The organism is Streptomyces sp. NRRL WC-3626, from assembly GCF_000718785.1.
In the GTDB taxonomy this organism is placed as follows: Bacteria; Actinomycetota; Actinomycetes; order Streptomycetales; family Streptomycetaceae; genus Streptomyces; species Streptomyces edwardsiae.
In genome coordinates, this window is sequence record NZ_JOCA01000026.1 from 100,367 (window position 1) to 112,289 (window position 11,923).

At 73.4% G+C, this 11,923-nt stretch carries 13 protein-coding genes; 4 read left to right on the forward strand and 9 right to left on the reverse strand.

From position 1 onward, the window contains the following. Window positions 1–152 precede the first annotated feature (152 nt). On the forward strand, window positions 153–986 hold the full coding sequence (locus IF28_RS0131060) for a pentapeptide repeat-containing protein (protein ID WP_030227292.1): 834 nt from the start codon (window positions 153–155) through the stop codon (window positions 984–986). Here IF28_RS0131060 and IF28_RS0131065 read toward each other — a convergent pair. From IF28_RS0131065 to IF28_RS0131080, 4 genes are read right to left on the reverse strand one after another with little or no spacing between them, the layout of a single operon-like run. Continuing rightward, the gene (locus IF28_RS0131065; RefSeq protein ID WP_030227293.1) at window positions 964–3,069 is read right to left on the reverse strand and encodes a xanthine dehydrogenase family protein molybdopterin-binding subunit; all 2,106 of its coding nucleotides are present in this window, start codon (window positions 3,067–3,069) and stop codon (window positions 964–966) included. The two genes, IF28_RS0131060 and IF28_RS0131065, sit on opposite strands and share 23 nt — an antisense overlap. Then, window positions 3,066–4,073: an FAD binding domain-containing protein gene (locus IF28_RS0131070; protein WP_030227294.1), complete on the reverse strand. Its 1,008-nt coding sequence runs from the start codon at window positions 4,071–4,073 to the stop codon at window positions 3,066–3,068. Before IF28_RS0131070 ends, IF28_RS0131065 begins: the two co-directional genes overlap by 4 nt. After that, complete coding sequence (locus IF28_RS0131075) at window positions 4,074–4,589, reverse strand: (2Fe-2S)-binding protein (protein WP_234325386.1); 516 nt, start codon at window positions 4,587–4,589, stop codon at window positions 4,074–4,076. It abuts the gene before it with no gap. 24 nt (window positions 4,590–4,613) lie between these two features. After that, a complete protein-coding gene (locus tag IF28_RS0131080) occupies window positions 4,614–5,027 on the reverse strand; it encodes an SRPBCC family protein (protein WP_030227296.1) in 414 nt (137 codons plus the stop codon). A 309-nt stretch (window positions 5,028–5,336) separates the two neighbouring features. Here IF28_RS0131080 and IF28_RS0131085 point away from each other — a divergent pair, with 309 nt between their 5' ends. Continuing rightward, window positions 5,337–5,996, forward strand: a complete 660-nt coding sequence (locus tag IF28_RS0131085) for a lysophospholipid acyltransferase family protein (protein WP_030227299.1) — start codon at window positions 5,337–5,339, stop codon at window positions 5,994–5,996. A 7-nt stretch (window positions 5,997–6,003) separates the two neighbouring features. On the opposite strand, the gene IF28_RS0131090 is transcribed toward IF28_RS0131085, so the two are convergent. Continuing rightward, complete coding sequence (locus IF28_RS0131090) at window positions 6,004–6,441, reverse strand: hypothetical protein (RefSeq protein WP_030227300.1); 438 nt, start codon at window positions 6,439–6,441, stop codon at window positions 6,004–6,006. A 129-nt stretch (window positions 6,442–6,570) separates the two neighbouring features. Between IF28_RS0131090 and IF28_RS0131095 the strand changes: the two genes are divergently transcribed. Together IF28_RS0131095 and IF28_RS0131100 are read left to right on the forward strand one after the other, a co-directional pair. Next, on the forward strand, window positions 6,571–7,005 hold the full coding sequence (locus IF28_RS0131095) for an SRPBCC family protein (RefSeq protein ID WP_030227301.1): 435 nt from the start codon (window positions 6,571–6,573) through the stop codon (window positions 7,003–7,005). A gap of 83 nt (window positions 7,006–7,088) precedes the next feature. Then, window positions 7,089–8,567 (forward strand): glutamate-cysteine ligase family protein, encoded by a 1,479-nt coding sequence (locus tag IF28_RS0131100; RefSeq protein WP_030227306.1) that lies wholly within the window; start codon window positions 7,089–7,091, stop codon window positions 8,565–8,567. Window positions 8,568–8,630: 63 nt separating this feature from the next. On the opposite strand, the gene IF28_RS0131105 is transcribed toward IF28_RS0131100, so the two are convergent. The 4 genes from IF28_RS0131105 to IF28_RS38285 form a co-directional block, all read right to left on the reverse strand. Further along, window positions 8,631–9,353 carry an FAD binding domain-containing protein gene (locus tag IF28_RS0131105; RefSeq protein ID WP_030227307.1) on the reverse strand — a complete coding sequence of 241 codons (723 nt, stop codon included), beginning with the start codon at window positions 9,351–9,353 and terminating at the stop codon, window positions 8,631–8,633. 138 nt (window positions 9,354–9,491) lie between these two features. Then, entirely contained in the window at window positions 9,492–10,943 is a 1,452-nt protein-coding gene (locus IF28_RS0131110) for a WGR domain-containing protein (protein ID WP_030227309.1), read from the reverse strand. A gap of 110 nt (window positions 10,944–11,053) precedes the next feature. Continuing rightward, window positions 11,054–11,608: a tellurite resistance TerB family protein gene (locus IF28_RS0131115; RefSeq protein WP_030227312.1), complete on the reverse strand. Its 555-nt coding sequence runs from the start codon at window positions 11,606–11,608 to the stop codon at window positions 11,054–11,056. Window positions 11,609–11,814: 206 nt separating this feature from the next. Then, on the reverse strand, window positions 11,815–11,923 hold a 109-nt coding region (locus tag IF28_RS38285; protein WP_158713730.1), incomplete at its 5' end, for an RICIN domain-containing protein.

Below are 11,923 nucleotides of genomic sequence, written 5' to 3' on the forward strand. Positions count from 1 at the left end.
CGCCACCCTGCAAAGTCCGGAATTCAACTTCATGGTCGATCATAGGACCGGTGCCCCAGGATCGCGCGCCGGCGGCCGGGAGACACCGGCGGCACGCGGGGCACGTCTGCGAGAATGGGCCGATCGCTCGTCGTACGACTGGAGCACGCACGGTGTCGCCACAGCACGAAACCCCCGCCCCCGCCGGGTCCCGCGAGGAACTGCGGGCCGACTGCGCCGACTGCTTCGGGCTGTGCTGTGTGGCCCTGCCGTTCGCCCGCTCCGCGGACTTCGCCGCCGACAAGGCCGCCGGGCGGGCCTGCGGCAACCTCCGGACGGATTTCGGCTGCGGCATCCATGAGCGGCTGCGCGACGAGGGCTACTCCGGCTGTACCGTCTTCGACTGCTTCGGCGCCGGGCAGAAGGTGTCGCAGGTGACCTTCGGCGGCACCGACTGGCGCCGGGCGCCGGGGTCGGCGCGCGCCATGTTCGAGGTCTTCCCGGTGATGCGGCAGCTGCACGAGCTGCTCTACTACGTCACCGAGGCGCTCGGTCTCGCGGCGGCCCGGCCCGTCCACGAGGAGCTGGGGCGGGCACGGGCCCGGATCGACGGTCTGACCCGGGGCAGTGCCGAGTCGGTCACCGGGCTGGACGTGAACGCGCTGCGGGGTGAGGTCAACCCGCTGCTGCTGCGGGCGAGCGAACTCACCCGGGCGCGGGTCCCGGGCCGCCGCAGGAATCACCGCGGGGCCGATCTGATGGGCGCGAGGCTGTCCGGCGCCGATCTCAGGGGCGCGAGCCTGCGCGGCGCGCTGCTCGTGGCCGCCGACCTCGGCGGGGCGGATCTGCGCGAGGCCGATTTGATCGGGGCCGACCTGCGCGACGCGGACGTGCGGGGCGCCGACCTCACCGGCGCCCTGTTCCTCACCCAGGCGCAGCTGAACGCGGCCCGGGGCGACGCGGCCACCGTGCTGCCCGCCGGGCTCAGCCGCCCCGCGCACTGGTGAGTCCGGCGAGCACCTTGTCCGGGGTGAGCGGGAGTTCTCGGTAGCGGACGCCCGTGGCGTGGTGGACGGCGTTGCCGACGGCGGCCGCGCTGCCCACGTTGCCGATCTCGCCGATCCCCTTGCTGCCCATGGGGTTGAGGTGGGCGTCGTCCTCGTCGATCCAGTGCGCTTCCACGGCGGGTACGTCGGCGTGGGCGGGCACGTGGTACGACGCGAGGTCGGACTCGGTGAAGTCACCGAACGCGGCGTCCATGGTGCTGCCCTCGGTCAGCGCCATGCCCAGCCCCATCACCATGCCGCCGATGAACTGGGAGCGTGCGGTGCGGGCGTTGAGGACGCGTCCGGCGGCGAAGACCCCGAGCATCCGGCGCACCCGTACCTCGCCGGTGACGGTGTCGACGGTGACCTCGGCGAAGTGCGCCCCGAAGGCGTGCCGGGCGTAGGGGCTCTCGGCGTTCGCCCGGCCGTCGGTGTCGGCGCGGGCGGTGACGCCCTCGGCGGGCAGCCTGCCGGTGAGTCCGCCGAGCAGGCCGCCGAGCCTGGTGCAGGCGTCGTGCACGGCCCAGCCCCAGGAGGCGGTGCCGGAGGATCCTCCGGCGAGGGAGGCCGACGGCAGCTCGCTGTCCCCGATCTCGGTCCGTACCCGCTCCAGGGGCACGCCGAGGGTGTCGGCCGCGACCTGGGCGAGGACGGTACGGGCTCCCGTGCCGATGTCGGTGGCGTTGATCCGTACGGTGAAGGTGCCGTCCGGCAGTGCCCGTGCCTCGGCGGTGGACGGCTGGACGAGGACGGGGTAGGTGGCCGCGGCGACGCCGGTGCCGACGAGCAGCGGGCCCTCCGTCCGCGCACCGGGGCGGGGGTCCCTGCGGTCCCAGCCGAAGCGGCGGGCGCCCTCGCGCAGGCATGCGGCGAGGTTCCTGCTGCTGAAGGGTTTCCCGCTGTCCGGTTCCCGGTCGGGTTCGTTGCGCAGACGCAGTTGTACGGGGTCCATGCCGAGGGCGGTGGCGAGTTCGTCCATCGCGGACTCCAGGGCGTACATGCCGGGGCTTTCGCCGGGGGCGCGCATCCACGAGGGGCTCGGTACGTCGAGCCGGACCACGCGGTGGAGCGTACGGCTGCTCGGGGTGGCGTACATGACGCGTGCGGGGACCGCGGCCTGTTCCACGAACTCCTTGATACGGGAGCTGTGGGTGACGATGTCGTGGGTCAGACCGGTCAGCCGGCCGTCGGGGCCCGCGCCGAGGCGGAGCCGGTGCAGGGTGGGGGCCCGGTGGCCGACGACGGCGGCCAGCTGCCGGCGGGGCAGGGCCACGGTCACGGGGCGGCCGGTCTCGCGGGCGGCCATGGCGGCGAGGACGACGTCGGGTCGCGGGGTGCCCTTGGAACCGAAGCCGCCGCCCACATGGCGGGTGTCGACGGTGATCCGGTCCTCGGGCAGTTCGAACAGGGCGGCGAGTGTGGCGCGTACGGCGTTGCCGCCCTGGCTGGAGGTGTGCACGACGAGCCGGTCCCCCTCCCAGTGCGCCGTGCTCGTGTGGGGCTCCATGGGGTGGTTGTGCAGCGGCGGCACCCGGTAGGAGACGTCGACGCGGACGGGCGCGGAGTCGACGGCCCCGTCGGGGTCGCCGTACTCGCGGCGGGCGGGGTGGCCGGCGTTGGCGGTCTCCGGTTCGTACGCCTCGGGGTGATCGGCGGTGAGGGTCACGTCGTGGTCCTCCACGGCGTACTCGACCCGTACGGCCCCGGCGGCGGCGCGGGCCTCCTCGAGGGTCCGGGCGACGACGAGGGCGACGAACCATCCCCGGTGCGGCACCCCCGGGTCCTGGAGCACGGCGAGGGTGGGGTCGCCGGGTTCGGTGAGCCGGGGGGCGTTCTCGTGGGTGAGGACGGTGAGGACGCCGGGCAGGTCCAGGGCGGCCGTGGTGTCGACGGCCGTGACCCGGCCGCGGGCGACGGTGGCCGGTACGGGCCAGGCGTGGGCGCGGCCGGGGAGGGGGTGCTCGGCGGCGTAGCGGGCTCCCCCGGTGACCTTCAGGTGTCCTTCGCGGCGTTCGGCGGCGGCGCCGAGTGCGGTGCCGGTCATCGGTCCTCCTGGGTACGGGCGGTCCGCGCGAGCCGGGTCAGGACGTCGACGGCGAGATTGCGGGCGAGGGGGACCTTGTAGCCGTTGTCCCGCAGCGGCCGGGCGGCCTCGAGTTCCAGGCCGACGGCGTGGGCGAAGGCGTCGGCGGTGGCCGGGGCGCCGCGCAGGGCGGCCTCGGCGCGTTCGGCCCGCCACGGCTTGTGGGCGAGCGCGCCGAAGGCGAGTCCGACGTGCGTGACGGTGCCGTCGTCCGCCGTGCCGAGGACCGCGGCGACGGAGGCCAGGGCGAACGCGTACGAGGCGCGGTCGCGGGCCTTGCGGTAGGCGGACGGCAGTGACGCGGTGGCGGCGGGGAGCAGCACGCCGGTGATCAGTTCACCGGGGCGGATCTCGGTGTCCCGCTCCGGGTGGTCGCCGGGCAGCCGGTGGAAGCGGTCCGCCGGGATCTCCCGGGCGCCGTCGTCGCCGAGGAGTTCCACGCGGGCGCCCAGGGCGGCGAGGGCGACGGACATGTCCGAGGGGTGGGTGGCGACGCAGTGTGCGGAGTGGCCGAGCACCGCGTGGTCGCGGTGGGTGCCCTCGCGGGCGCCGCAGCCGCTGCCGGGCTCGCGTTTGTTGCACGGTTTGGACAGGTCCTGGAAGTAGGGGCAGCGGGTGCGCTGGAGCAGGTTGCCGCCGGTGGTGGCGGCGTTGCGCAGCTGTCCGGAGGCGCCCGCGAGGAGGGCCTGGGACAGGGCGGGGTAGCGGTCGCGCACCAGGGGGTGGGCCGCGAGGTCGCTGTTGCGGACGGTGGCGCCGACGCGCAGCGAGCCGTCGGGGAGTTCCTCGACGGTGTCCAGGGGCAGCCGGGTGACGTCGACGAGGACGTCGGGGCGTTCCACGCCGAGTTTCATCAGGTCGACGAGGTTGGTGCCGCCGCCGAGGCAGCGGGCGCCCGGATGCGCGGCGAGCGCCCCGGTGGCCTCCTCGACGGTGCCGGCCCGCACGTATGCGAAGGGTTTCACTCAGCTCACGTCCTCGACGGCCTCGACGATGTGCGGGTAGGCGCCGCAGCGGCAGAGGTTGCCGCTGAGCCGCTCGCGGATCTCGGCGGCGTCCAGCGGGACGGGCCGTCCCGAGGGGGCGGCCGGGTCGGTCACGTGGGACGGGTGTCCCGCCGCGGCCTCGGCGAGGGCGCCGACGGCGGAACAGATCTGGCCCGGTGTGCAGTAGCCGCACTGGAAGGCGTCCCGGTCGAGGAAGGCCCGCTGCAGGGGGTGCGGGGTCTCGCCGCCGTCGGTGAGGCCCTCGACCGTGGTGACCTCGCGGCCGTCGAGGGTGACGGCGAGGAGCAGACAGGTGTTGACGCGGCGGCCGTCGACGAGGGCGGTGCAGGCCCCGCACTGGCCGTGGTCGCAGCCCTTCTTGGCGCCGGTGAGGCCGAGGTCCTCGCGCAGGAGGTCCAGCAGGACCCGCCGGTGGTCGAGGTGGAGGGTGTGCGGCTTGCCGTTGACCGTGAGGGTCGTTTCCGAGCGGTGCACGGGGATCGCCTTTCCGAAGGGGTGTCAGCCGGCGGCGTTGTCGACGCGCAGCCGGATCTGTTCCTCCAGGCGCCGGAGGCTGCTGTCCAGGGCGTCGGTGACGGCCTTCTCGCCCGGGTCGTGGCCGGCGTCGAAGAAGGAGAGGTGCACGGTGACCTGGCTGGCCCCGCTGTCGATGCCGGCGACCTGGAGCCAGCCGGCGTAGCCGCCCTGCTCGCGCGTGCCCCATTCGAGCCGCATCTGGTCCGGCCGGGCGCGGAACAGGGCGGAGGTGTCCTCGTCCAGGCGGTCCTCGTGCACGGTGACGGCGGGGAGCTCCTCCGCGTGCACGTGCAGGGCTTCGGGCAGCCAGTCGCCCATCTGGTCGACGTTCGCCGCCTGGTCGAAGACGTGCTCGGGGTCGGCGGGCATCGTGTGGGAACGCTCGTACTCGGTCATCGCGGTACCGTCCGTGGGTTCGGGTGCCCGGCGGTACGGGGTGGCTTGCCGAAGACCGCCCGGTGCACCTCGTTCGGGTGTGCGCCGGCTTCCTGACGCGAGTGTCGTCCGCGCCGTCGCTGTCCGCCACCGAGACGGGCTCGCCACGGCCGGCGGGGTGTGGCGGCTACGGGTACCCCGCGCGGACCCGGGTGATGCGGCCGGATCGAGTAGGCGGTACGGCCGTACCGAGTACGCGTACTCAGGCGCGGCAGGGCGGGCGCGTACGAGGCTGACCGGCAGGAAATCCGTCTGCCGGAAGGACGTCCCTTGCTCAGCCGTACCGCCGCCGTCCTGCTGCCGCTGTTCGGGCGGCTCACCGTGACCCGTGAGACCGACGGGCCGTTCCCCACGGGCAGTGTCTTCGTCGCCAACCATGACTCGATGGCCGATCCGGCGCTCGTGCTGGCCGCCCTGCGCCGGGTGGGCGTGACACCGGCCGTGCTGGCGACGGCGGGGCTGTGGCGCGTACCCGTGCTGGGGCGTGCCCTGGCGCGGGGCGGGCATGTCCCGGTGCACCGGGGGTCGGCCCGGGCCGCGGACGCGCTGGAGGCGGCGGCGCGGGCGGTGCGGTCGGGGCGGCATGTGCTCATCTACGCGGAAGGGGGGCTGCCGTCGCGCCGGGACGCGGGGTGCGCCGCGCCCCTGCCGTTCCGTACCGGGCTGGCCCGGCTCTCGGCGGCCACCGGGGCGGCGGTCGTGCCCGTGGGGCAGGCGGGGGCGCGGCGGCTGGCCTCCGGTACGGCCGCGAAGCAGGTGGCCGGTGTGCTCACCGCCCCGCTGCGCCGGCCCCGTCTCCATGTGCACATCGGCAGCCCCGTGCGCCTTCCGCCCGGTACGGAGAGCGGCACCAAGACGGCGCACCGCATGGTGGACGCCGCCTGGCGGCGGGCCGCCCGGGCCGCGGGCGAGCCGGTCCGGGGCGGCTGACCGGGCGCTACTGGTCGTCGGTGCGGTCGGTCAGGCGTGCGTAGCGCTGACGGGCGGCCTGCGGGCTGCGCAGTCCGAGGCCGAAGGCGATCTCCGGCCAGGTCATGCCGCGTCCGCGCGCCATCTGCAGGAGGCCCAGCTCCAGTTCGTCCATCTCCGCGCGGGCACGCGGTACGAGGGTCAGCGCGGCGGTGATGTCCGCGTGGTCCACCTCGGGCTCGCCGTCCTCGGGCAGCGCGGCGCCGCTGAGCAGGAACGCCACGAGCCGGACCGCCTCGTGCGGGCCGAGCACGCCGGGGTGGATCTGCCGGCGGCGCTGTGCGTCCGTGGCCGCGTGCCGTTCGGCGATGCGGAACAGCGAGGTGTACACCCGCTGCACGCGCGCCGCGTCGGAACTCGGCGGGGTGAAGGGGTCGTCGGGCTGTGCGGGAGTGGTCGGAGTCATGCGCCGAGCCTCCCAGGGGAAACATTTTGTTGTCAACGGAAAATTGTCTCGGGATGACCGATGACTTCGCCCACGGCGGCACGTCTACCTGTGCGACAGACTCACCCACCCGGACAGAGGGACGACACCATGAGCACCGAGACCGCCTTCTCCTACCACCTGACCCGCACGCTGGACGCCCCCGTGAGCAGGGTGTGGCAGGCGTGGACCACCCCCGACCGGTACGCCCGCTGGTCCTACGCCGCCCCCGGCTCCGTCGAGCAGGACGTACGGCCGGGCGGCGCCTGGAAGGCCACCATGGTCACGCCGGACGGCGGGCAGTTCCCGCTGACCGGGTCCTACCTCGAGGTCGAGGAGAACCGCCGGCTGGTGGTGGGCATGGACGTGCCCGGCAAGGACGCGCAGACGGCGATGACCGTGGAACTCGACGAGGACGGCCCGCGGACGCGCATCGCGCTCCACCAGACCTGCGACACGGTGGAGGAGCGGGACATGGCCGAGCAGGGCAGCACCATGCTCCTCGACAGCCTGACCGCCTTCCTCGCCGAGGGCGCCGGCGCCTGACCGGGCTCGCGTGGTCGGAGTCGGCCGCCGGTGCGACGCTGGGGTGGAGAGGTTCCGAGGATCAGAGCCCTGGAGGGAGACCGATGGGACGTGACGTCCCGGCGCTCACCTTCACCCGCGAGGACCGCCGCCGCTACCGGATCAAGATGCAGGAATGCCTCGACACGTTCGCGCAGATGCTGCGCGAGTCACGGTTCGAGGCCGAGCGGCCCCAGGTGGGGCTGGAGATCGAACTGAACCTGGTGGACGACCGGGCCGAGCCCGCGATGCGCAACACCGATGTGCTGGAGGCGATCGCGGACCCGGCCTGGGACACCGAGCTGGGCCGGTTCAACCTCGAGATCAACGTCCCGGCGCGCCGGCTCACCGCGGGCGGTCCCGACTCCTGGGAGTCCGAGATCCGCGCGGCGCTGAACCACGCGGAGGAGCGTGCCCGGCCGATCGGCGCCCGGCTGATCATGACGGGCATCCTGCCCACCCTGCGGCAGGAGGACGTGGGCGCGGGGGCGCTGTCGGAGAACCCCCGCTACCGGCTGCTCAACGACCAGATCTTCGCCGCCCGCGGGGAGGATCTGCGCATCGAGGTCACCGGCATCGACCGGCTGCGGACCTACGCGGACTCGATCACTCCGGAGGCCGCCTGCACCAGCACGCAGTTCCACCTCCAGGTGTCACCGGAGCAGTTCGCCGGCTACTGGAACGCGGCGCAGGCGATCGCCGGGGTCCAGGTCGCGCTCGCCGCCAACTCCCCCTTCCTGTTCGGCAAGGAGCTGTGGCACGAGACCCGGATCCCGCTGTTCGAGCAGGCCACCGACACCCGCCCGGAGGAGATCAAGGTGCAGGGCGTACGGCCCCGGGTGTGGTTCGGGGAGCGCTGGATCACCAGCGTCTTCGACCTCTTCGAGGAGAACCTGCGCTACTTCCCCGCCCTGCTCCCCCTGTGCGACGAGCAGAACCCCGCGCAGACCCTGGAGCGCGGCGACATCCCCGAACTCGGGGAGCTGACCCTGCACAACGGCACCATCTACCGCTGGAACCGCCCGGTCTACGCCGTCGCCCAGGACAGACCGCATGTGCGGGTGGAGAACCGGGTGCTGCCCGCCGGGCCGACCGTCGCCGACACGCTCGCCAACGGCGCCTTCTACTACGGGCTCACCCGCGCCCTGGTGGAGGAGGACCGTCCGGTGTGGTCGCGGATGTCGTTCTCGGCCGCCGAGGACAATCTGCGGACGGCGGCCCGGTACGGCATCGACGCCCGGCTGTACTGGCCGGGAATGGGCGAGGTGCCGGCGTCCGAACTGGTGCTGCGGCGGCTGCTGCCGCTCGCCCACCGGGGGCTGGAGCGGTCCGGTATGGACGACGCCTGGCGGGAGCCGCTGCTCGGTGTCATCGAGCAGCGCTGCGTCACCGGCCGCAACGGGGCGGTGTGGCAGAAGGAGATGTTCCATCACATCGAGGCGTCCGCGCACTGCGGCCGTCACGAGGCGCTGCGGCTCATGACACGGCAGTACATCGACTACATGCACCTCAACGCCCCGGTCCACACCTGGCCCGTCGACTGATCGGGGCGGGTGCCCGGACCGGGGCGCCGGTGGCGTCCGCGCCGGTGTCGGTGGGCGCCGGTGTCAGTGGGCGGCGGTGCGGTCCAGGATCGCCGTCACCTCGCGGCGTACCTCCTCCCGGGCCTCGGCGGGCAGCGATCCGAGGTCCGTGCCCTCCAGGGCCGCGAGCACCTCGTCGGTCCCGGTGCCGCGGGGCGTGGTCTCGCTGATCACCTCGTAGCCGTCCCGGACGGCTATGAAGAGGCGGTGGCCGCCGTCGTCACCGGTGTGTACGGCGGTGGCGACGACGAAGGGCGGCGGGCCGCCCGCCTCACCGGCCGCCTTGTAGTAGCCGCTGGCCACGGGGTCGCGCCAGCGGATGCCGAGCAGCAGCGGGCGCTTGGCCACCGCCTCGGACAGATCGGTCTCGTAGGCGCCGTCCGGGTCCAGTACGGTCGCCCGTGCGTCCAGGACCAGCGCGGCGGGCAGCAGACAGCGCAGGGTGCTGCCCACGATGTTCCCGCCGACGGTCGCCGTCCGGCGTACGGCGCCGGTGCCCACGGTGGAGGCGGCCCGGCGCAGGACGTCCGGCACCCGGTCGTCCACCTGGTGCAGCAGCACGGCGGCGCCCAGCGCCTCGCGTGCTATGTGGTTGGCCTCGGGGAGCCTGCGCAGGGACATGGCCTGCTCGGGAAAGCCGTCGCGTTGCCACAGGGCCCACACGAGGGTGGCTCCGCCGACGGGCACCGCTCCGTCGGCCAGATACCGCTGAGCTTCGGACAGGGTGGTGGGCAGACGCAGCAGCACGACGGTCGACCTGCTTTCCTGAACAGGAGCGGGGAGCACGGCACTTCACGCAGCCGATGATCACGGGCACTGCATTGTCCATACCCACGCGGGGGCGCATCCAGGGCTCACGGTCTCGCCGGGTGCGCGCGCCCGCGGTCACTGGAGCCGGCGGATCTCCCCGCGCACCCGGTAGAAGCCGCCCGCCGCCGGGTGCAGCGCGTCCACGACGTAGCGTGCGCCGGGCACGCGTATCGCGCGCGGGAACTGCACGTTCCAGGAGTCGTCGTAGCCGTCGGAGAGGACGTGGACGCGCAGCCGCCCGTTCTGCTGGACGCATTCGACGACGACGGAGCCGGAGGGGGCCTGGGCGACGGTCGTCACCGCGGTGGCGGTCGTGGCCGGAGCGTAGGTCGGCAGGGCCGCGGCGAGCTTGACGTCCCGCGCGACCGGCACCGTGCCCTGCTGTGCCGCGGCGACGGCGGTCTCGCTCGCGTCCACGCACACCAGGGAGCCGTCGGTGGTCACCAGGTACAGCCGCTCGTCGCGGTACTGCATGGACAGGGCCGAGCCGCCTCCCGTGCCGAGCTTCCACAGCCGGGTGCCGTCCCGGTCGAAGCAGTAGACGGACGACGAGGAGTCCCCGGCGAACACGTACCGCCCGCCGGGGGAGGCGGCGCAGGAGTAGACGGCGCTGTCGCAGGCGTAGGTGGCCTCGATGGTGCCGGTCGCCTTCGACAGCCGCTGCACCACACGGTGGGCCGTGCCGGCGTAGACGGTGTCGTCCTCCTGCCAGCCGAACAGCACTCCGCCGCGGGTGGGGGTGTGCCACAGTTCGCCGCCGCCGTCGGGCGCGTAGGCGGTGACGCCCTCGAAGTGGCCGTGGTAGACGGCCCGGTCGTCGGCACGGACCATCCAGGCGTGGGCGCCCCGGCTGCGGCGGGACCACTGGTGCTCGTCCTCGTGGTCGATGACGGTGAGGCCGCCGGAGCGGTCCGACACGTTCAGCACGCCCTCGTGGATGTCCAGCCAGAAGATGTCGACGTCCGCGGAGATGTCGTAGGCGGCGAACGGCAGTTTCGAGGAGAGGTCGTAGACCCGGCCGTCGTCGCAGCCCGCGTAGATCCAGAAGTCGTCGGCGACCAGGCACTTCACCCCGTCGGGCAGGCTGAACCGGGCCAGTGTGTTGCCCTCGTGGTCCAGGGTGAAGACGTCGCCGGACTGATTGCCGACCCAGCAGTGCTCGTCGTCGACGTGGATGCCGAACGCCGAGGAGCCGGTGCCGAACCGCCACAGCACCGGGGCGACGGCACGCGCGGTGGACGGGGCGGAGGTCACCTGACGGCGGGTCACCGCGCGCGGGGCGCGCTGCCCCCGCACCGCCGGCTCGTACCCCTTGCGGACCTTCTCCCCCACCTTCTTGGCGGCGGCGGCCTGTGCCTTGGCCGCCGTGGGGAACGTCGTGATCTGGGTCTGTCCCGCGGCGCCGATCCGGCCGTAGCGCACCGTCACGGTCGTGCCGTCGACCGTGACCTCGTAGAACTTGTGCGCGGCGCCGTCCTCCTGCGACAGCTCCAGATACGTCGTCGACACCGCGGAACCCGCAGACATGGCAAAACCCTCCCCGGACGGAACCCGCGGCCGATCCGCCGGTTCCACTGATCACACCGTAGGCCCCGTCACTGACAACGGGGGCGGGCGCGGGTCGTGCCGGGCCGCCGTCAGACGCCGAACTCCGCCGGGGAGAGGTTGAGGGCGGCGCAGGCGTCACGGATGGCGTACTGCTCGGACGCCTCGAAGCTGCCGTCGGCTCCGGCGACGACCATGCCGGTCTGGACGACGGCGCGGGCCTCGACGGGCTTCTTCGCCGCCTTGGCGATGTCCTCCAGCGCCCTGGCCTTGCCGAGTTCGAAGTTGGCGGTGAGCCGGTCCACGTGCTCGTTGAACCGCTTGCGGAGCTGGTCCGGGGGGAAGTTCTGCAGCACCTCGTTGGAGACGATGAGTTCCTCCACGCGCTGCCGCTCGGACGGGTCGACGCGCCCGTCCGCCGCGGCGACCAGGGCGCACATCGCCATGCTGGCGTCGCGGTAGGCGCCGCTCTTGAGCTCCGCCTTGGCCGACGCGAGCTGGGTCTTGAACAGCCCCATCAGCTGGGCCTTGGAGCCGCCGCGCGAGGAGGAGCCGTGTCCCTGCTGGTGTGCGCCGCTCCCCGTCCGTCCGCCCTGGGACTGCTGGAGAGCCTTGGCCTGTTCCTTGAGCCGGTCGAACATCGCCACTGGGTGCCACCTCGTCTGTCGCTGTCTCGGTCGTCCGGTCAAACGGACGCGGCCACGCGCATGTTCCCGGACGGCAAAAGAAATGCAAAGTCCCTCCGGGGACCGCGCCGCGGGAGCCGGGGCGTGACGGTGAACGGCCGGAACGTGCGGCGGCCCCGGACCGTCCGGTCCGGGGCCGCCGTGTGCGCGGTCACCGCGGTCAGCGGTCAGCCGACCGTCCACTTCTGGTTGGCGGCGCCGGTGCAGGTCCAGATCTGCAGGCGGGTGGCGTTGGCGGAGCTGTTGCCGGTCACGTCCAGGCACTTGTCGGCCTGC